Source organism: Micromonospora sp. WMMD723 (assembly GCF_049863385.1).
GTDB classification, from domain to species: Bacteria; Actinomycetota; Actinomycetes; order Mycobacteriales; family Micromonosporaceae; genus Micromonospora; species Micromonospora wenchangensis.
In genome coordinates this window covers 3399513-3417803 of the sequence record NZ_JBMKNR010000001.1, presented here as the reverse complement: position 1 = coordinate 3417803, position 18291 = coordinate 3399513, and the positions used below count along the sequence as shown (strand labels likewise).

19 protein-coding genes and 1 pseudogene are annotated in these 18291 nt (G+C 74.1%); 8 read left to right on the top strand and 12 right to left on the bottom strand.

Going from position 1 to position 18291, the window contains the following annotated elements; translation table 11 throughout:
• Positions 1-151: 151 nt before the first annotated feature.
• From ACN261_RS15465 to ACN261_RS15450, 4 genes are all read right to left on the bottom strand, one after another.
• The gene (locus ACN261_RS15465) at positions 152-1111 is read right to left on the bottom strand and encodes an electron transfer flavoprotein subunit alpha/FixB family protein (protein WP_421486005.1); all 960 of its coding nucleotides are present in this window, start codon (positions 1109-1111) and stop codon (positions 152-154) included.
• A gap of 11 nt (positions 1112-1122) precedes the next feature.
• A complete protein-coding gene (locus tag ACN261_RS15460; RefSeq protein ID WP_421486003.1) occupies positions 1123-1902 on the bottom strand; it encodes an electron transfer flavoprotein subunit beta/FixA family protein in 780 nt (259 codons plus the stop codon).
• A gap of 224 nt (positions 1903-2126) precedes the next feature.
• Positions 2127-2549 carry a hypothetical protein gene (locus ACN261_RS15455; RefSeq protein WP_421486001.1) on the bottom strand — a complete coding sequence of 141 codons (423 nt, stop codon included), beginning with the start codon at positions 2547-2549 and terminating at the stop codon, positions 2127-2129.
• Positions 2546-3343 carry a GNAT family N-acetyltransferase gene (locus ACN261_RS15450; protein WP_425850763.1) on the bottom strand — a complete coding sequence of 266 codons (798 nt, stop codon included), beginning with the start codon at positions 3341-3343 and terminating at the stop codon, positions 2546-2548. Before ACN261_RS15450 ends, ACN261_RS15455 begins: the two co-directional genes overlap by 4 nt.
• 11 nt (positions 3344-3354) lie before the next feature.
• Here ACN261_RS15450 and ACN261_RS15445 point away from each other — a divergent pair, with 11 nt between their 5' ends.
• The 3 genes and pseudogenes from ACN261_RS15445 to ACN261_RS15435 all read left to right on the top strand — a co-directional run.
• Entirely contained in the window at positions 3355-3777 is a 423-nt protein-coding gene (locus tag ACN261_RS15445; protein ID WP_421485997.1) for a YidH family protein, read from the top strand.
• Positions 3774-4094, top strand: coding sequence for a DUF202 domain-containing protein (locus tag ACN261_RS15440; RefSeq protein ID WP_421485995.1), 321 nt, complete (start codon positions 3774-3776; stop codon positions 4092-4094). Before ACN261_RS15445 ends, ACN261_RS15440 begins: the two co-directional genes overlap by 4 nt.
• Positions 4095-4121: 27 nt before the next feature.
• A pseudogene (locus ACN261_RS15435) lies at positions 4122-4484 on the top strand (PLD nuclease N-terminal domain-containing protein); the annotation flags it as partial.
• 138 nt (positions 4485-4622) lie between these two features.
• On the opposite strand, the gene ACN261_RS15430 reads toward ACN261_RS15435, so the two are convergent.
• The 4 genes from ACN261_RS15430 to ACN261_RS15415 all read right to left on the bottom strand — a co-directional run bounded on the left by ACN261_RS15430 (position 4623) and on the right by ACN261_RS15415 (position 9099).
• Complete coding sequence (locus tag ACN261_RS15430) at positions 4623-5441, bottom strand: ABC transporter permease (RefSeq protein ID WP_421485993.1); 819 nt, start codon at positions 5439-5441, stop codon at positions 4623-4625.
• A complete protein-coding gene (locus ACN261_RS15425) occupies positions 5438-6406 on the bottom strand; it encodes an ATP-binding cassette domain-containing protein (protein WP_421485992.1) in 969 nt (322 codons plus the stop codon). Before ACN261_RS15425 ends, ACN261_RS15430 begins: the two co-directional genes overlap by 4 nt.
• A gap of 144 nt (positions 6407-6550) precedes the next feature.
• Positions 6551-8173 (bottom strand): acetolactate synthase, encoded by a 1623-nt coding sequence (locus ACN261_RS15420; RefSeq protein WP_421485991.1) that lies wholly within the window; start codon positions 8171-8173, stop codon positions 6551-6553.
• A gap of 152 nt (positions 8174-8325) precedes the next feature.
• On the bottom strand, positions 8326-9099 hold the full coding sequence (locus ACN261_RS15415; protein ID WP_421485990.1) for an enoyl-CoA hydratase-related protein: 774 nt from the start codon (positions 9097-9099) through the stop codon (positions 8326-8328).
• A 100-nt stretch (positions 9100-9199) separates the two neighbouring features.
• Here ACN261_RS15415 and ACN261_RS15410 point away from each other — a divergent pair, with 100 nt between their 5' ends.
• Entirely contained in the window at positions 9200-9742 is a 543-nt protein-coding gene (locus tag ACN261_RS15410; protein ID WP_421485988.1) for a DUF6232 family protein, read from the top strand.
• Between the two features lie 125 nt (positions 9743-9867).
• Positions 9868-10350: a DUF6232 family protein gene (locus ACN261_RS15405; protein WP_421485987.1), complete on the top strand. Its 483-nt coding sequence runs from the start codon at positions 9868-9870 to the stop codon at positions 10348-10350.
• A gap of 49 nt (positions 10351-10399) precedes the next feature.
• On the opposite strand, the gene ACN261_RS15400 is transcribed toward ACN261_RS15405, so the two are convergent.
• Positions 10400-11944, bottom strand: coding sequence for a dienelactone hydrolase family protein (locus tag ACN261_RS15400; RefSeq protein ID WP_425850757.1), 1545 nt, complete (start codon positions 11942-11944; stop codon positions 10400-10402).
• 208 nt (positions 11945-12152) lie between these two features.
• Here ACN261_RS15400 and ACN261_RS15395 point away from each other — a divergent pair, with 208 nt between their 5' ends.
• Positions 12153-12881 carry a hypothetical protein gene (locus ACN261_RS15395; protein WP_421485985.1) on the top strand — a complete coding sequence of 243 codons (729 nt, stop codon included), beginning with the start codon at positions 12153-12155 and terminating at the stop codon, positions 12879-12881.
• Positions 12882-12889: 8 nt separating this feature from the next.
• Here ACN261_RS15395 and ACN261_RS15390 read toward each other — a convergent pair whose 3' ends face one another.
• Positions 12890-13795 (bottom strand): ribokinase, encoded by a 906-nt coding sequence (locus ACN261_RS15390; protein WP_421487016.1) that lies wholly within the window; start codon positions 13793-13795, stop codon positions 12890-12892.
• Between the two features lie 217 nt (positions 13796-14012).
• Complete coding sequence (locus ACN261_RS15385) at positions 14013-14900, bottom strand: ABC transporter ATP-binding protein (protein WP_421487015.1); 888 nt, start codon at positions 14898-14900, stop codon at positions 14013-14015.
• A 75-nt stretch (positions 14901-14975) separates the two neighbouring features.
• On the opposite strand from ACN261_RS15385, the gene ACN261_RS15380 reads away from it, so the two are divergent.
• Together ACN261_RS15380 and ACN261_RS15375 are read left to right on the top strand one after the other, a co-directional pair.
• Positions 14976-15983 (top strand): ABC transporter ATP-binding protein, encoded by a 1008-nt coding sequence (locus ACN261_RS15380; RefSeq protein ID WP_425850756.1) that lies wholly within the window; start codon positions 14976-14978, stop codon positions 15981-15983.
• On the top strand, positions 15980-16993 hold the full coding sequence (locus ACN261_RS15375) for an ABC transporter permease (RefSeq protein ID WP_421485982.1): 1014 nt from the start codon (positions 15980-15982) through the stop codon (positions 16991-16993). Before ACN261_RS15380 ends, ACN261_RS15375 begins: the two co-directional genes overlap by 4 nt.
• A 99-nt stretch (positions 16994-17092) precedes the next feature.
• Here ACN261_RS15375 and ACN261_RS15370 read toward each other — a convergent pair whose 3' ends face one another.
• On the bottom strand, positions 17093-18268 hold the full coding sequence (locus tag ACN261_RS15370; protein ID WP_088641729.1) for an ROK family transcriptional regulator: 1176 nt from the start codon (positions 18266-18268) through the stop codon (positions 17093-17095).
• Positions 18269-18291: the final 23 nt, after the last annotated feature.

Here is an 18291-nt window from a genome sequence, read left to right as displayed (position 1 = left end):
CGGGCCGGCTCAGCTCCCCGGCCCGCCGATCAGCTCCCATCGGCCGCGTCCGCGCGGACCCGGCCGGGCCGGGGACGACCGACAAGGCGGCGGGGACGACGGAGCCGCCGCCCGGCGGACCGGACGGCGGCTCGGTGCGACCCGCGACGGGTCACTTGCGCTTGCGGATCTCCTCGGCGGCCTGCGGTACGACCTTGAACAGGTCGCCCACCACCCCGTAGTCGGCCAGCTCGAAGATCGGGGCCTCGCCGTCCTTGTTCACGGCGACGATCGTCTTCGAGGTCTGCATGCCGGCCCGGTGCTGGATCGCGCCGGAGATGCCCAGCGCGACGTAGAGCTGCGGGGAGACGGTCTTCCCGGTCTGCCCGACCTGGAACTGGTGCGGGTAGTAGCCGGAGTCGACCGCCGCCCGGGATGCCCCGACGGCGCCGCCGAGCAGGTCGGCCAACTCTTCGACCAGCTTGAAGTTGTCGGCGTTGCCGACCCCGCGACCGCCGGAGACGACGATGCCGGCCTCGGTCAGCTCCGGGCGGGAGCCCTTCTGCTCGGCGACCCGCTCGACGACCTTCGCCAGCCTGTCGGTGTCGGTGACCGACACGGTGAGCTGCTCGACGGTCGGGGTGGCCGCCGCCGGGGCCGGGGTGACCGAGTTCGGCCGCACGGTGACCAGCGGCAGCCCCTTGGTGACCTTGGACTTGACGATGGTGGAGCCGGCGAAGGCGACCTGGGTGGCGGTGCCGTCGGCGTCGAGGCCGACCACGTCGGTCAGGATGCCGTTGTCCAGCTTGACGGCCAGTCGGGCGGCGATCTCCTTGCCCTCCTGGGCCGAGGCCAGCAGGACGGCGGCCGGCTGCACCCGGTTGACCAGTTCGGCGATGACGGTCGCCTTGGGGGCCACCAGGTAACCGTCGATCTCCTCGCTCTCGGCGGCGTAGATCTTCTCCGCGCCGTACTCGCCGAGCTTGGCGCCGAGCGCCTCGGCGGCACCGGGGCCACCGAGCACCACGGCGCTCGGGGTGCCCAGCCCACGGGCGAGGGTGAGCATTTCCAGGGTGACCTTCTTGACGCCGAATTCCCTGGTGGCTTCGACGACGACGAGTACCTCAGCCATGTTCTGACCCCTCACACGAACTTCTCGGTGGCGAGGAACTCGACCAGCTTGACGCCGCCGGAGCCCTCATCGGTGATCTTGGCGCCGCCGGAGCGCGGTGGACGCCTGGTGTGCTCGACGACGGCGCTGGTCGCGCCCTCGAAGCCCACCTCTGTCGGCGCGACGCCCAGGTCCGCCAGGGACAGCGTCTTCACCGGCTTCTTCTTGGCGGCCATGATGCCCTTGAAGGAGGGGTAGCGCGGCTCGTTGATGGTGTCCCAGACGGAGACCACGGCCGGGGTCGAGGCGGTGACCACCTCGTAGCCCTCCTCGGTCTGCCGCTCGACGGTCAGCGTGCCGCCGTCGACGGTGAGCTTGCGGGCACCGGTCAGCGCGGCGACCCCGAGCCGCTCGGCGAGCATGTGCGGCATGACCTGGACCCGGCCGTCGGTCGACTCCGCGCCGCAGAGCACCAGGTCGGCGTTGAGCTGCCCGAGGGCGGCGGCGAGCACCTTCGAGGTGGCCACGGCGCAGGACCCGTGCAGGGCGTCGTCGAGGACGTGCACGGCGGCGTCGGGGCCCATCGACAGCGCCTTGCGGATCGACTCGGTGGCCCGGTCCGGTCCCATGGTCAGGACGGTGACCTCGCCGCCGTGCGCCTCCTTGATCTTCAGCGCCTCCTCGATGGCGTACTCGTCCATCTCGTTGATCACGTTGTTCGCCGAACCGCGGTCGACGGTGTTGTCGTCAGCACGCAGGTTGCGGTCCGCGCCCGAATCAGGCACCTGCTTGACGAGTACGACGATGTTCATCGCGATTCGACAACCCTCCTGTTGGTGGTGTGCGATCTGCTCGCCCGGTTAAGGGCGGAGCTTTGCGCGTCGTTGACACCCGGTCAACCGCAGGCTGTTGTGCAGTTGCCCACGAACGCAATGTTACCTGCCAGTAGGTTACCCCTCCCGGCCACCCACGGTGACACACCTCACCGCGCTGCGGTCGGGCCCGGACCGACATCAGGCCGGCCCCGCACCGGCTGTCAGACCGGACCGGCGGGGTCGGCCAGCGCGGTCCTGATCCGGGTGATCGCGTCCTGTTCGGCCGGCGTCACCCCCCGGTGCGCGCGGGCCACCTCCGCCGCGGCGGTCAGCACCAGCTCGCGGTACGCCGACACGTCGGCCGGGGACTTCTCCCGCAGGATGTCCACCGCCCGCGCCAGCGCCGGCAGCACCACCGACTCGACGTCCAGGGCCGAGTCCCGGGGCAGCCGGGGCAGTCCACCGGTGCCGAGCGCCTCCTTCACCAGCCCGCTGGCCCCGGCGAACGCCCCGGACGCGGCGAAGCTCTCCCGGATCATCGCGAACACCCCCGGGTCGGCGTTCGACACCAGGAACACCGCGCCGAACGCGCCCGTCTTGAGAACCTGCTGTTCGTCGTCCGTCAGCCGCTGCTCCATGATCACGGAGTGTAGACGTACGGGGTGGTCGTGGTGACCGGGACGAAGCCGAGTCGCTCCAGGATGGGTCGGCTGTCCTCCGAGGCGTCCACCTGCAACAACGTCTTGCCGCGCTGGTCGGCCAGCCGGGCCCGGTAGACCACCAACGCCCGGTAGACACCCCGGCGTCGCCACTGCGCCAGCGTCGAACCGCCCCACAGACTGGCGAAGCCCGTGCCGTTGAGGTAGCGCACCCAACCGGCGCTGACCACCGTCTCCCCCGCCTCGGCCACCACCACGGTGATCGACTGCGGGTCCGCCTCGATCTCCCGCAGTAGGCCGGTGACCAGGTGGGAACGGTCTTCACCCCAGACCTCCGCCTCCATCGCGGCGATCCGCTCCAGGTCGTCACGGCCGGTGACCTCGCGCAGGCGTACCCCGTCGGGGGGCACCGGCACGGCGGCGGCCAGGGGCGCGACCGGCCCGATCAGGACGGTCTCCCGGTCCTGCGGGACGAAGCCGGCGGCGCGCAGCCGGTCCGGCAGATCGGCGGGCTCGTCGTGGGTGTTGTGCTTCCACTCCACCGACTCGCCGCGCTGCCGGAACAGCTCGACCTGGCGGGCGATCAGCGCGTCCAGCTCCGACCCGACCAGCCCGTCCAGGGTGCGGTAGGTGAGGAAACCGCCGTGGTCCAGACCCAGGATGCGCACCAGCGGGCCATCGTGTTCGACGGTCACACCGGCCGGGACCGGGTCGGGGATCTCCGGCCGGAGCTGCCGGTCGTAGCTGTCGCGCAGGGTGGAGGCATCAAGATCGGTCATCGGTCCAGGCTATGTCGGCGGTAAAGCGGATAATCGGCGTCGTGTGGCAGGCGATCAGACGGTGGTTCGACCCGTCGGACCTCGACTCCGTGGGCACCACCCCCGACTACCGCTTCTCCCTGGCCAACGAACGGACCTTCCTGGCCTGGCTGCGCACCGGGCTGGCGCTGATCGCCGGTGGGCTGGCCGCCGCCCAGTTCCTGCCGCCGTTGCCGCTGCGGCACCTGCGGGAGGCGATCGCGGTGACGCTGCTGCTGCTCGGCGGCACCGTCGCCGTCCGGGCGGTGGACCACTGGTCCCGCACCGAGCAGGCCATCCGGCTCGGGCAACGCCTGCCGGCGTCCCGGTTCCCGGCCGTGCTCGCCCTGATCGTGGCGGTCGGCGCGCTGCTGCTGGTGGTCGCCGTCCTGGCCCGCGGGGTGAACGGCAGGTGACCGGGGTGCCGTCGGACGGGACCCGCGACCCCGGCCTGCAACCCGAGCGCACCCGGCTGGCCTGGCGTCGCCTCGGGCTGGCGTACACGGTGGTGGCGGTGCTGGCGGTCCGGCTGGCGCTCACCGGCGACGTCGCCGGGGCGCTACTCGCCGGGGCCATCGTGCTGGCCTGGTGGGCCACGCTGGTGGTGGGCTGGGGACGGGCCACCGGCCGCCGGCAGTCCCGCCTCGACGCACGGGCCGTCCCGCTGGTGGCCCTCGGCACGGCCGGCCTGGCGCTGCTGTGCGTGTCGCTCGTGCTGCGCGGGGTGTGGTGACGCGCACGGCTGAGCCATGATAGGTGCATGGCCCGGCTCTATGTGGTGTTGTTCCTGCTCCAGGTGGTGCTCGCCGCCTGCGCGTTGATCAGTTGCCTCTCCGCCGAGGACGGGACGGTCCGCGGGCTGCCCCGGTTCGCCTGGGTGGCGGTCATCCTGTTCTTCCCGCTGGTCGGCTCGATCGCCTGGTTCCTCGCCGGCCGCCCGGTCGCCGAGGGTGACCGCCGCCGGGGCTGGCCGGCGGCCGACCGACGGCCCGTCGCGCCCGACGACGACCCCGAGTTCCTCAAGTCGATCGACGAACGCGTCCGCCGCGACGACAACGCCCTCTTCCAGCGGTGGGAGGAGGACCTGCGGGGCCGGGAGGAGGACCTGCGCCGCCGGGGCGGCCCGGCGTCCCCCGACGGCCCCGCACCCGGGGGCGGCCCCGCGTCGGCCGACCGCTCGCCGCCGCGGGAGGACGCCGCCCCCCGCGACGGTGAGCGGCCCCGCGACGGCGAGCGACCCGAACTCTGACGGCGGCCGGGGTCAGACCCGCCGGCGCAGGCCCCGCACCGCGAGCGGGGCGAAGACGGCGGCGATGGCCACCGCCCAGAGCAGCGACTGGAGCACCGGCGCGGCCACCGGCCCACCGACCAGCAGCCCCCGCAGCGCGTTCGCCAGGATGGTCACCGGGTTCACCTCGACCCAGTGCTGCAGCCAGGACGGCATGGTCTCGGTCGGCACGAAGGCGTTGCTGGTGAAGCTCAGCGGGAAGATCACCGTGAAGCCGAAGATCTGCACCTTGTCCGGTTCGCTGACCAGCACCCCGACCAGCACCGACATCCAGGCGGCGGCGAGCGAGAAGACCAGCAGCAGGGCGAACGCGCCGAGCAGGCCGAACACCCCGTTGCCGAGCCGGAAGCCGAGGATCATCCCGACGCCGAGCAGCAGGGTCAACGACCACGCCTGCTTGACCGTGTCGGCGACGATCCGGCCGGCGAGCGGGGACCAGCGGGCCACCGGCAGCGACCGGAGCCTGTCGAACACGCCCTTGGTCAGATCCTGGTTGAGGCCGAAACCGGTGGTCATCGTGGCGAAGAAGGCGTTCTGCACGATGATGCCCGGCAACGCGAAGGTCAGGTACTCCCCCGGGCTGCCGGAGATCGCCCCACCGAAGACGTACGTGAAGAGCAGCACGAACATCACCGGTTGGATGCTCAGGTCGAGCAGCTCCATCGGGTTGTGCTTGATCTGCACCAGGCTGCGCCAGGCCAACGTGCCGGTGTGCCGCAGCCCGGCGGTCGGGCCGAGCCGGCGGGCCGGCGTGGCGGGGGCCGCCGGAGCGGCGACGGTCGCGGCGGTCACGCCGGGCTCCCTTCCAGGGTCGGGGTGGTCTCGTCCTCGGCCCGGTGGCCGGTGAGGGAGAGGAACACCTCGTCGAGGCTGGACCCGCGCAGGGCCAGCTCGCCGACGTGCACCCCGGCGTCGTCGAGCCGGCGGACCACGGCGGGCAGCGCGTCCGGACCGGTGACCGGCGCGCTGACCGTCGTCTGGGCGACCTCCGGGTCGACCCCGGTCACCTCGCCGACGACGGCGAGCACGGTGGGCAGGTCGGCGGCCTCCACCGGCCGGACGGTCAGCACCTGACCGCCGGTCTTGGCCTTCAGCTCCTCCGGGGTGCCCTGGGCGATGACCCGCCCGTGGTCGACCACGGCGATCTCGTCGGCCAACTGGTCGGCCTCCTCCAGGTACTGCGTGGTCAGCAGCACGGTCACCCCCTCGGCCACCAGACTTCGGACGATGTCCCACAGGTCGTTGCGGCTGCGCGGGTCGAGGCCGGTGGTCGGCTCGTCGAGGAAGAGCACCTGCGGCCGACCGACGAGGCTGGCCGCCAGGTCGAGCCGGCGGCGCATGCCCCCCGAGTAGGTCTTGGCGGCCCGCCCGGCGGCGTCGGTGAGCTGGAACCCGGCCAGCAGCTCGGCCGCCCGGTCCCGGGCACCGCGCCGGGACAGGCCCAGCAACCGGCCGATGAGCAGCAGGTTCTCGGTGCCGGTCAGGTTCTCGTCGACCGAGGCGTACTGGCCGGTGAGGCCGATCAGCTGGCGGACCCGGTGGGCGTCGCGGCGGACGTCGTACCCGCCGACGGTGGCGTGCCCCTCGTCGGCGGTGAGCAGGGTGGCGAGCACCCGTACCGCGGTGGTCTTGCCGGCGCCGTTGGGGCCGAGCAGACCGAAGACCGTGCCGGCCGGGACCGCCAGGTCGACCCCGGCCAGGGCGGTGGTGTCGCCGAACCGGCGCACCAGCCCCTCGGCGCGGATGGCGTATGTCATCAGAACTCCCGTCGTTATCGCTGGATCGTCCAACGATGGGCGAGGGGTCTGACGTTACGTGCGTCGCCGCTGACATTCCGCCGATTTATCCGCGCGGCAGAACCCGACCGCCGCCGGGTCCGGCGGCGGTCGCGGACCGGGTGGTCAGGCCAGGTTGGACGAGCGCGGGTACGCGTCGGCCGGGTCGGTGAGCACGTTGACCAGGTACGGCACCCCGGCGTCGAACGCCCGCCCCAGGGCCGGGCCGAGGTCGGCGGCCTTCGCCACCGTCTCCCCGGCACCGCCGAGCGCCTCGACCACCTTGTCGTAGCGCAGTTCGGGCTGCAGGTCGGCGGCGACGTCGTAGCCGTACATGGCCCGCATCGGGTGCTTCTCCAGCCCCCAGATGCCGTTGTTGCCGACCACGATCACCACCGGCAGCCGCTGCCGCACCAGCGACTCCACGTCCATCAGCGAGAACCCGGCCGCGCCGTCGCCCATCAGCACGCAGACCTGCCGGTCGGGGTGGCTGACCCGGGCACCCATCGCGTAGCCCGTCCCGGTGCCCAGGCAGCCGTACGGGCCGGGGTCGAGCCAGGTGCCGGGCTGCGACGGCTCCAGGTAGCGCCCGGCGTACGAGACGAAGTCGCCGCCGTCGCCGATGGTGATCGCGTCCGGGGCGAGGGCCCGGCGCAGCTCGCCGTAGACCCGGGCGGGGCGGATCGGGTCGGTGTCGGCGGCCATCTCGGCGGCGTCGCGTGCCCGTGCCGCGTCCTCGGCGGTGCGCAGCCGCTCGATCCAGTCGGCGTGGTCGGCCCGGTCGCCGGTGTGGTCGGCGAACGCGGACAGGATCAGCCGCAGGTCACCGGCCGGACTGGCGGCGGGCTGGACGTGCCCGGCCCGCTGGGTGGGGGCGTCGACGACGTGCACCACCGCCGCGTCGCCGAAGTCGCCGAAGCTCAGCCGGAAGTCCAGCGGGGTGCCGACGACGACCACCACGTCCGCGTCGCCGAGGGCGACCCGGCGGGCCTTGGCGAAGGCGAGCGGGTGCTCCGGCGGGAGCGCGCCGCGGCCCATGCCGTTGGTGAAGACCGGCACCTGCAACGCCTCGGCGGCCTCGCGCAGCGCGGCGACGGCGTCCCCGGCGTACACGTCGGAACCGGCGATGATCACCGGGCGGGCGGCGGCGGCGATCAACCGGGCGGCCTTCGTCACCTCGTCCGGGTCGGGTTCGAGCGGCGCGACGGGCGTCGGGGCGGGCAGCTCCGCGTCGCCGACGGAGAAGATCGCCTCCAGCGGGAAGTCGAGGAAGACCGGGCCCCGGTGCGGGGTGAGCGCGGTGGTCAGCGCGGCGGATACCGCGCGGGGGATGTCGTCGGCGGTGAACACCGTCTCGGCGTGCTTGGTGACCGGGGCGACCAGCGGCAGGTGGTCCATCTCCTGGAGGCTGCCGGAACCCCAGCGGAACTGCGGGGCCCGGCCGCCCAGCACCAGCACCGGCGAGGCGTTGAAGAAGGCGCTGGTCAGGCCGGAGATGCCGTTGGTGACGCCGGGGCCGGCGGTGAGCACGGCGAGGCCGGGGCGTCGCTGGAGCTTGGCCACCGCCTCGGCGGCGAAGACGGCGGACTGTTCGTGCCGGACGTCGTAGAGCGGGAAGCCGGTGGTGTGGGCGGCGTCGTAGAGCGGGAAGACGTGCCCGCCGGAGAGGGTGAACATCTCCCGTACGCCGTACGCCCGCAGTGCCGCCAGCGCCAGCGCTCCGCCGTGGCCCTCGACCCGTTCCGTCATCGCCGCTCCCCTCGTCCATGACCGGAGTCACACGCTACTGGCCGGTATCCGGGATGTGAACAGTTCTCGGCACGGTGCCGGCGGCGGGACCACCGTCGCCGCGACGCGGGTCGCCCCGGGGCCGACGGATCGCGACCCCGGGGCGGGGCGGGTCAGCGACCCGTGAAGTCGGGCTTGCGCTTCTCGACGAAGGCGGCCATCCCCTCGCGCCGGTCGTCGGTGGCGAAGAGCCCGGCGAAGAGCTGGCTCTCCCAGGCCAACCCGGAGCCGAGGTCCATGTCCAGCCCGGCGTCGACCGCCAGCTTCGCCGCCCGCAACGCCTGCACCGGCCCGGTCAGGTACGGGCGTACCAGCGCCACGGCGGTGTCGTAGACCTCGGCGGCCGGGGCGACCCGGTCGGCCAGCCCGATCCGCAGCGCCTCCGCCGCGTCCACCATCCGGCCGGACATGATCAGATCCTTCGCGCGGGCCGGACCGACCAGCCGGGCCAGCCGCTGGGTGCCACCCGCACCGGGGATGACACCGAGCTTGATCTCCGGCTGGCCGAGCTTGGCGTCCTCGGCCACCACCCGCCAGTCGCAGGCCAGCGCCAGCTCGCAGCCGCCGCCGAGGGCGTACCCGGTGATCGCGGCGACCACCGGCTTGGGGATCCGGGCGAGCGCGCCGACGGCGCTGGACAGGTCGGCGGCCCGCTCCGCCATGTCCACGTAGGACATGTCGGCCATCTCCTTGATGTCCGCCCCGGCGGCGAAGACCTTCTCCCCGCCGTACACGATGACGGCGCGGACGCCCGGGTCGGCGGCGGCGGCCGTGGCGGCGGCCCGCAGTTCCTCCTGGACCTGCTTGTTGAGCGCGTTCATCGGTGGCCGCTCCAGCCGGATGGTGCCGATGCCGTCCCTGGTCTCCAGCCGCACGAACTCGCTCACGCTGCCCTCACTTCCTCGTCGAAGTCGCGTGCCAACCTTACGACCCGGGTCGTTGGGGTACGTAGTCTGGTGTTCGCCACCCGCGCTCGGGAGTCCAGCGATGATCACGTACTACGACGACCGGTCGGTGCAGGTCACCTCCACCGCCATCCGGGTCGACGGCCGGGCCTTCCCGCTGGCCGAGATCGGCCTGGTCTGGCACCGCCGGGGCGACCGCTCCTGGCGGGTGCTGGCCGGGCGGGGTGCGATCGGGGCCGCCCTGGCGGGCCCGCTGGTGGCTGCGGCGGTCGGCATCGCGGTGGCGGTCTGGCTGCACCGCTCCCCCACCGTCACGCTCGCCATCGTGGGAGCGTCGGTGCTGGTCGGGCTGGCCGTCGGGCCGGTCGCCGACTTCCTCTTCGACCGCCTGGACCGCTCCTACGACCGGGGCAGCCGGCAGCGTGAGCTGTGGGTCCGCTGGCAGGGGCGGCCGGTGCTGCTGCTGCGCACCGGCGACGCGCTGCGCTTCGGGCGGATCTACCGGGCGGTGCAGCGGGCGATGGAGAACGCCGCCCCGCCGCGCCGGCCCGACGGGTCACCGGCGCGGGCCACGGGGCCGACCGCGCCCGGCCCGCAGGGGCCGAGGACGGGCAGCAGGCGGTGACCGGTCCGGGCGGGTCCGCAGACTGAGCCGAGGCACAGAGGACGGGACCGTCGCGCCGCCCGCCGGGCGTGCGATCCGTCGGCCACACAGCGGCACCGGTCGCCTGCGAACGGTTAGGGTTAGTGATGACCCTCTATTACCGGGACGACACGGTGCAGGTGACCTCCGAGTCGATCCGGGCCGGTGGGCAGGTCGTACGGATCGCCGACGTCGCGTACGTCTGGCACGCACGCGGGGCCACCACCATGGCCGTCCGGTCCCGCATCCTCGGGCGCGGGGTGCTGGTGCTGCTGCTCTCGCTGCCCCCGCTGGTCGCGCTGATCTGTGTGGTCTCGCTGCTCTGGTCGGCGCAGGACCGGGGCGAGTGGAAACCGGCCCTGATCGTGCTGGCCGTCTGCGGCGTCGGGGTGCTCGTCCTGCTGCCCTTCCTGGAGCTGCCGCTCGGCTGGCTGGACCGGTCCTACGAACGCGGCAACAAGGTCAACGAGCTGTGGGTGCAGCACCTGGGGCAGGAGGTGATGCTGCTGCGTACCCCCGACGCGTTGCGGTTCGGGCAGATCTACCGCGCCGTCCAGCGCGCCGTCGAGCAGCAGGGCGAACCCCGGTGACATCCGTCCGCCCCGCCGGGGTGGTCGCCCCTGCCTCCGCGGCTGCGGGTCAACTCAGCGGCAGCGCGGTGGCGACCGGCCAGGCCACCAGGATCGCGCCCACCACCGCCGGTGCCCAGCGGGGCGCACCGGCCCGGCGCAGCACCGCCGCCCAGGCGGCCTGCCACCCGAGCAGCACCACGAACAGCGGCACCACCAGCAGCACGAAACCGGGGGCCAACCCCACCACGGCCGCCCCGCCCAGCGCCGGTACGGCGAGCGCGCCGACCGCCGCGTACCGCCAGCTCCGTCCCTGCGTGAGCAGCTCCGCGCCGGCCAGGAACACCAGGCAGCCGACCGTCACCACCGGCAGCAGCCACCACCGGACGCCCACCGGCAGCGCCCAGGTGAGGCCGAGGTGGATCGGCACGGCGACGGCGGCCACGGCGTACCCGGTCAGCAACAGGGCCGCGACCACCGGCCGCAGCGGCGTATGCCCGCCGGTGGTCGGAACGGGCCCACCTGGCGCAGCCGCTGCGACGGGGGTGGGACCGGCGGCGAACAGGCGCAGCGGCCAGTACCGGGCGGCGGCCAGCAGGAAGCCGGTGACCAGCAGGAAGCCGGTGAGGTAGCCGCCGACCGCGAGCGGCAACCGGGTGGTCGGCAGCACCGGGGCGAGCAGCACCCCGACTCCGGTGACGGCCGTCGCCACCGCCAGCACGGCGGGTGCCGGCGCGACGGGTACGGGCGCGACGGGTCGGCCGCGACGGCCGGTCAGCAGGGTCGCCAGCGGCACGAAGCCGAGACCGAGGCCGAGCAGCAGCAACCCCGCCGGGACCAGGCGGGCGGCCGGGCGCGGTGCCGCACCACCGGCACCGCCGACCCAGGCGGCGACCTCACGGTGGGTACGGCCGGCGAAGAGCACCGAGATGTGCTCGACCCCGGGGACGACCACCATCCGTCGGCCGTCGCCCCGTCGGGCGGTCGCCTCGGCGGTGGCCCGGAAGGCGGGGAACTCCAGGCCGCCGACGATCAGCAGCAGCCGCTGCGGCCGGGCGTCGGGCAGGTCACCGCCGTCGGGCAGCGAGATCGCGACGGTGCCGGCGATGTCGGGGTGGCCGGCGGCGTACCGGGTCACCGCCCCCGCGCCCATCGAGTGTCCGACCAGGACGATCCGCGTCGGGTCGACGTCGGGCCGGCCCCGCAGGTGGGCGACGGCGACCGCCAGGTCGTGTTCCAGGCTGGCGCGGGACGCGGTGTCGTCGCGGCCCGCCCCGGGCAGCCCGGCCGGGTTGCCGCCGTGCCCGGCGAAGTCGAGCAGCAGCGCCACCGCGCCCCGCCGGGCGACCGTGTCGGCGAGCGGGCGCATCAACCGGGCCGAGCCGGCGAAGCCGTGCGCGATCACCACCCCCGGCCGGCGCACCGCGCCCGTCCCGTCGTCGGCGGCCCGTACCTCGGTCAGCGGCACCCCGTCGGCGGTGACCTGCCGGGTGGTCAGGCCGGCGTCCGCCCGCAGCAGCCCGTAGCCACCGAGGAGCAGGGCGAGCACGGCGAGGACCGTCAGCGCCGCGCGGCCCCGACCGGCCGGCGTCACGCCGGGGGGACGGAGCGACATGCGGGCACCCTACCGTCCGTCCGACCACCCCCGTCCGCCCCGATTCCCGTATTCCCCGGGGTACCGTCCCCGCGCTCTTCCCGGGCGTACGGCCGGGTCCGTTCTTCGTGCCGGCCCGGCCCGCGACCACGGCGGCCGACCTGCTCCGGCCCGCGCCCGGGACCGTCCCGGCGGGCGGCGCTGGCCGACCCGACGCACACTGGGTGACATGGCCATCCCCCTGCCCCGACCGGCCGACGTCGTCGGTCTCACCCGCTCCGCCCTCGACCAGGCGTTCGGTTCGGCCGCCTCGTTCGCCGCCGTGCCGGCCCGTGCCTTCGCCGTGCTCGACGGGGTGGAGGCGCTGCTGACCCGGATCAACGGGGTGGTGGACCGGATCGAGGGCACCCTGGACCGCACGGACCGGGTGCTCACCGACGCCGAGGAGGCGGTGCGCGAGGTGGCGGTGATCAGTGCGGCGGCGACCACGACCGTCACCAGGGCCACCGAGGTCGCCGACGCGGCGGCCGGGGTGGTGGCCGGGGCCGGGCAGGTGGCCCGGTCGGCCGGCGAGGTGGTGGCCGAGGCCGGGGCGGTGGCCGACCGGGCCGCCGGCACGGTGGCGACCGCCGAGGGCGCGGCCACCGTCGCAGCCGAGCTGATGACCGCGTACGAGCCGGCGTTGCGGCGGGGCGCGCCGATGGCGAACCGGTTCGTGGCCGAGCTGAGCCACGAGGAGCTGGCCGCGGCGATCCGGCTCGTCGACGAGCTGCCGAAGCTCAAGGAGCATCTGACCTCGGACGTGCTGCCGATCCTGGCCACCCTCGACCGGGTCGGCCCGGACCTGCACGACCTGCTCGACGTGACCCGTGACCTCAAGCTCGCCGTCGCCGGCATTCCCGGCCTGGGCATGCTGCGCCGCCGGGGTGAACGGCTCAGCGACGACCCGGCCGGCTGAGCCGCCGGTCAGTCGTCGGCGGTCGGGGTGTAGAGGGCGTCGATCTCGGCACGCTCGGGCAGCGCCACCGACGCGCCGAGCCGCCTGACGCACGCCGCACCGGCCGCCGCCGCCCAGCGCACCGCGTCGACCACCGGCCGGCCCTCGCCCCAGCCCACGGCCAGGGCACCGGTGAACGCGTCCCCGGCGGCGGTCGTGTCGACCACGTCCACCGCGACGGCGGGCACGTGCACGGCGGGGACGTCCCGCTCGACGTACCAGGCGCCCCCGCCGCCGAGGGTGAGCACCGCCCGGGGCACCAGCGCCAGCAGCGCCCCCGGGTCGTCCCGCCCCCGGCCGGTGAGCAGGTGCGCCTCGGTCTCGTTGACCACCAGCAGGTCCACCGCCGCCAGCAGCTCGGCGGGTACCTGCCGGGCCGGCGCGGCGTTGAGGATCACCCGGGTGCCGGCGGCACGGGCGGCCACCGCCGCCTCGGTCACCGTCTCGACCGGGATCTCCAGCTGGGCGACCAGCACGTCCGCCCCGCGTACGGCGGACAGCTCGGCGTCGGTGAGGGCGGTGAAGGCGGCGTTCGCGCCGGGGGTGACCAGGATGGCATTCTCCCCGGCGGCGTTGACCATCACCAGGGCGACCCCGGAGGCCCCGTAGACCACCCGCAGGTGGGTGGCGTCCACCTGGGCGGCGGTGATCCTGGCCCGCAGGGTGACACCGAACGAGTCGGAGCCGAGCGCGCCGAGGAAGGTGCAGGCGGCACCGGCGCGGGCGGCGGCGATGGCCTGGTTGGCGCCCTTGCCGCCGGGCACCATCACGAAGTGGCTGCCGAGCACGGTCTCCCCCGGCCGGGGCAGCGTCGGGCCGGCTCCGACCACGTCCATGTTGGCGCTGCCCACCACGACGATCCGGCTCTGCCGCACTCCACCTCCCACCGACACCCCAACCTCCCCACCGCCCCCACCAGTCACCACGACGAGTCTAAATCCCCACCCCACCCACCCCACCCCACCAGCCCCACCGCCCATCCCGTCGATCATGGACTTGTGGTGGCCGCAAAAGGGACACGGGAGGTTCTTTCCCCCACCACAACTCCATGATCGACGCCGGGGTGGGGGTGGGGTGGGGGTGGGGGTGGGGTTAGGCGGCGCGGGCGGTCCAGCGGTCGGCGTGGTGTTCGACCAGCAGGGGTAGGCCGAAGGTCTTGCTGAGGTTGTCGGCGGTCAGGGTGTCGGCGAGCAGGCCCTGGGCGACCACCGCGCCGTCGCGCAGCAGCAGCGCGTGGGTGAATCCGGGCGGGATCTCCTCGACGTGGTGGGTGACCAGCACCAGGGCCGGGGCGTCCGGGTCGTGGGCCAGCTCGGCGAGCCGGCCGACGAGGTCCTCGCGCCCACCCAGGTCGAGCCCGGCGGCCGGCTCGTCGAGCAGCAGCAGTTCCGGGTCGGTCATCAGGGCGCGGGCGACCTGCACCCGCTTGCGCTCGCCCTCGGAGAGGGTGCCGTACGTGCGATCGGTCAGGTGGCCGACGCCGAGCTGCCCGAGCAGGGCGTGGGCGCGGGCCTCGTCGGCCCGGTCGTAGCTCTCCCGCCAGCGGCCGACGACCGACCAGGCGGCGGTGAGCACGACGTCACCGACCCGTTCCTCGGCGGGGATGCGCTCGGCCACGGCGGCGGTGGTGAGGCCGATCCGGGTCCGCAGCTCGGTGAGGTCGGTGCGACCGATCCGCTCGCCGAGCACGTGCGCGACGCCCGTGCTCGGGTGCAGTTGACCGCAGGCGAGGTTGAGCAGGGTGGTCTTGCCGGCGCCGTTGGGGCCGAGCACCACCCAGCGTTCGTCCAGCTCGACCCGCCAGTCGACGTCGTGCAGCAGGGCGGTGCCGGATCGCCGGACGGCGACGCCGTCCAGGCTGACCACCAGATCCGCGTCCACGGTCGAGGGGGCGGCTGCGGCGGGGAACGGGTCACCAGTCACCGCTCCATCCAACCACGCAGCCCGAGACCGCCCCCCACGGGCGGGTGGCCCGGCCATAGGGTGGGGCACCGTGTCGTTGGCCACCATCCCGGGAGGACGACCCATGCCCGTACGAGACGAGGGGCGGTGCGGATGAGCGCGGTCATCGAGATCGCCGGTCTGCGCAAGACGTTCCGCACCATGCGGCGGGGCAGGCGGGTGGCGGTGGACGGCTTCGACATGGTCGTCGAGGCGGGCCAGGTGCACGGCTTCCTCGGCCCCAACGGCTCCGGCAAGACCACCACGCTGCGCGCCCTGCTGGGGCTGGTCAACGCCGACGCCGGGGAGTTGCGGGTGCTGGGTGCGCCGACCCCGGAGCAGTTGGGTCGGGTCACCGGCCGGGTGGGCGCGATCGTGGAGAGTCCGCAGTTCTTCGGCAACTTCACCGGGCACCGCACGCTGCGGTTGCTGGCGGTGGCCGGTGGCGTGCCGACGTCCCGGGTGGACGAGGTCCTCGACCAGGTCGGCCTGCGGGAGCGGGGCGAGGACCGGGTGAGGAGCTACTCGCTGGGCATGAAGCAACGTCTCGCCGTCGCGTCGGCGCTGTTGAAGAGCCCGGAGCTGCTGATCCTGGACGAGCCGGCGAACGGGTTGGACCCGGCCGGCATCCGGGAGATGCGGGACCTGATGCGCACGCTCGCCGGGTCCGGGGTGACCGTGCTGGTGTCGAGCCACATCCTGGCCGAGATCCAGTTGATCTGCGACCACGTCACGATCATCGCGCGGGGCCGCCGGGTGGCGGCGGGCCGGGTGGACGACGTGCTGGCCGGGCACGACCCGCACGAGTGGCGGGTCCGGGTGGCCGAGTCGGAGCGGGGCGCGCGGCTGCTGCGGGAGGCCGGGCTGACGGTCGTCGTCGACCCCGACGACGTGCTGGTGGTCGGGGGCGCACCGGAGCCGGAGCTGATCAGCAGCACCCTCGGTGGGCAGGGCCTGTGGGTCCGCGAGCTGACCCCGGTCCGGCCGGATCTGGAGAGCGTCTTCCTCGACCTCACCGCCGGGGCGACCCCGCCGGGGCAGCCGGACGGCGTCGACGCGGGTGACGCCGACGAACCGCTGATCGAACTGGACCGGACCGAGGGTCGGAGGGTGGACGCGTGAACCTGGTCCGTGCCGAGGTGGAGCGGTTGACCGCCCGCCGCTTCGTCCAGCTGATGGTGCTGCTGCTCGCGGTGGCGTTCGCGGTGACCACCACGACCACCCTGATCGGGTCGCACCGGCCGACGGCGCAGGAGATGTCCGCAGCCCAGGAGCAGGCCGCGCAGGCGGTGGCGGTGCTGGAGGCGGAGCACACCCGCTGCCTGCGGGTCCGGGCCGGCGAGATCCCGATCACCGAGGACGCCGGGTACGTACCGGCCGACTGCGCCGAGGTGGACCCGGCGCGGATGGAGCGGCTGCCGCTGGCCACCGACTACCTGTCGTCGGTCTTCGTCTTCTCCCACGAGGCGCGCGGGCTGCTCTACTTCCTGATCGCGTTCCTGGTGCTGTTCGGCTTCCTGGTGGGCGCGTCGTACATCGGTGCGGACCTGAACTCCGGCGGGGTGGTCAACCTGCTGTTGTGGCGGCCGGGCCGGGTGACCGTGCTCGGTACGAAGCTGGGCACCCTGGTCGGGCTGGTGGCCGCGCTCGCGGTGCTGGCGTCGGCGCTCTACCTGGGCACGTTCTGGACGATCGGGCAGACGGCGGGTGTGCCGGGCCCGCTGGACGGGCAGTTCTGGGGCGGGCTGGGGGCGATCTACGGGCGGGGTCTGGTGCTGGTGCTGCTGTCGACCGTGCTCGGCTTCGCGATCGCCACGCTGGGCCGGCACACCTCGGCGGCGCTCGGCGCGGTCGCCGCGTACGCGGTGGTCTGGGAGATGGGTGCGCGGCTGGTGTTGCAGATCCTCGACGTGGCCCGGGCGGACCTGCTGATGCTCTCCAACTACCTGGGTGCCTGGCTGTCCGGCCGGTTGGAGTTCTGGGACGACCGGGGTTGCCCGCCGGGCAGCGGCGTCTGCGACGGCGGCGTCTACGCGATCACCTGGGGGCCGGCGCTGCTGGTGCTGCTGGCGTTGACCGGCGCGGTCACCGGGTCCGCGTTCGTCGCGTTCCGCCGCCGCGACCTGGTCTAGGGCGGCCCGGCCCACCGCCGCCGGTCACGGCAACATATTGCCACGACCGGCGCGGTGGTGAAGTATTCCTTCATGAGGACGGACGGGTGGGGTGGTCGGTCAGCCGACGGTCGACCCGAACACCTCGTCGCGCACGGCGTCCAGCGCGGTCCGCAGCGCGCCCCGCAGGATCGGCTCCTCGGTCAGCCCGGTGGGCACCACCCGGGGCCGCACCAGGGTGATCGCGGCCACCTCGTGCTGCACCCGTTCGGCCAGCGCCGCCCCGCCGGCCTGGCCCACCTCACCGGCGAGCACCACCAGCGGCGGGTCCAGCACCACGCAGGTGCTGGCCACCCCGAGGGCGAGCCGTCGGGCCAGCTCGTCGAGCAGCGGGCCACCGGCGGTGCCGGCGGCGATGGCGGCCCGCACCGCGCCGGCCGCGTCGGGTGCGTCGATGCCGTGTTCCCGGGCCACCGCCTGGACCGCGTCCGCGCCGGCGAGCTGCTGGAACGCCGGCTTGGCCCGGCGCGAGACGTCCCGGGGGATCGGCACCCCCGGCACCGGCAGGTAGCCGATCTCGCCGGCCGCGCCGCTGCTGCCGTGGTGCAGCCGGCCACCCAGCATGATCGCCAGACCGACCCCGGCACCCACCCAGACCAGGACGAAGTCCGCCAGCCCCTGCGCGGCCCCGGACTGCGCCTCGGCGACGGCGGCCAGGTTGACGTCGTTCTCGAAGACGACCGGCGTGTGCAGGTCCTCGCGCAGCGCGGCGAGCAGGCCCCGGTGCCAGCGGGGCAGGTTGAACGCGAAGGTGATGTCGCCGGTGGCCGGGTCGACCAGACCCGGAGTGCCGAGCACCACCCGCCGTACGCTGTCCAGCTCCGCGCCGGCCCGGCTGGCCGCCTGCACCACCGCCGTGTGCACCACGCCGACCGGGTCGTCGGTGTCCCGGGTGGACTGCTCGACCTGACTGACGACCGCACCGGTGATGTCCGCGCAGGCGGCCACCACCCGTTCCGCACCCACGTCCACCCCGACCACGTACGCGCTGCCCGGCCGCACGGCGTAGAGCTGCGCGTTCGGCCCCCGCCCACCGGCCTGCTCACCGACCCGGGCGACCAGCCCCCGTTCCTCCAGCCGCTCGACCAGCTGCGAGGCGGTGACCTTGGACAGGCCGGTCAGCTCGCCGAGCCGGGCGCGGGTGAGCGGGCCGCGTTCGAGCAGGAGCTCCAGCGCCGCACGGTCGTTGAGCGCCCGCAACAGTCGGGGGGTTCCGGGCAGCCGGGTCGCACTCATGCCACGTCCTCTGGTTTTCGTAA

Bases quoted from the DNA above. Each gene is read 5' to 3' on its own strand.
- ACN261_RS15465 (WP_421486005.1), bottom strand. From the start codon at position 1,111: ATGGCTGAGGTACTCGTCGTCGTCGAAGCCACCAGGGAATTCGGCGTC.
- ACN261_RS15460 (WP_421486003.1), bottom strand. From the start codon at position 1,902: ATGAACATCGTCGTACTCGTCAAGCAGGTGCCTGATTCGGGCGCGGAC.
- ACN261_RS15450 (WP_425850763.1), bottom strand. From the start codon at position 3,343: ATGACCGATCTTGATGCCTCCACCCTGCGCGACAGCTACGACCGGCAG.
- ACN261_RS15445 (WP_421485997.1), top strand. From the start codon at position 3,355: ATGTCGGCGGTAAAGCGGATAATCGGCGTCGTGTGGCAGGCGATCAGA.
- ACN261_RS15425 (WP_421485992.1), bottom strand. From the start codon at position 6,406: ATGACATACGCCATCCGCGCCGAGGGGCTGGTGCGCCGGTTCGGCGAC.
- ACN261_RS15420 (WP_421485991.1), bottom strand. From the start codon at position 8,173: ATGACGGAACGGGTCGAGGGCCACGGCGGAGCGCTGGCGCTGGCGGCA.
- ACN261_RS15410 (WP_421485988.1), top strand. From the start codon at position 9,200: ATGATCACGTACTACGACGACCGGTCGGTGCAGGTCACCTCCACCGCC.
- ACN261_RS15405 (WP_421485987.1), top strand. From the start codon at position 9,868: ATGACCCTCTATTACCGGGACGACACGGTGCAGGTGACCTCCGAGTCG.
- ACN261_RS15400 (WP_425850757.1), bottom strand. From the start codon at position 11,944: ATGTCGCTCCGTCCCCCCGGCGTGACGCCGGCCGGTCGGGGCCGCGCG.
- ACN261_RS15395 (WP_421485985.1), top strand. From the start codon at position 12,153: ATGGCCATCCCCCTGCCCCGACCGGCCGACGTCGTCGGTCTCACCCGC.
- ACN261_RS15385 (WP_421487015.1), bottom strand. From the start codon at position 14,900: ATGGCCGGGCCACCCGCCCGTGGGGGGCGGTCTCGGGCTGCGTGGTTG.
- ACN261_RS15380 (WP_425850756.1), top strand. From the start codon at position 14,976: ATGAGCGCGGTCATCGAGATCGCCGGTCTGCGCAAGACGTTCCGCACC.
- ACN261_RS15370 (WP_088641729.1), bottom strand. From the start codon at position 18,268: ATGAGTGCGACCCGGCTGCCCGGAACCCCCCGACTGTTGCGGGCGCTC.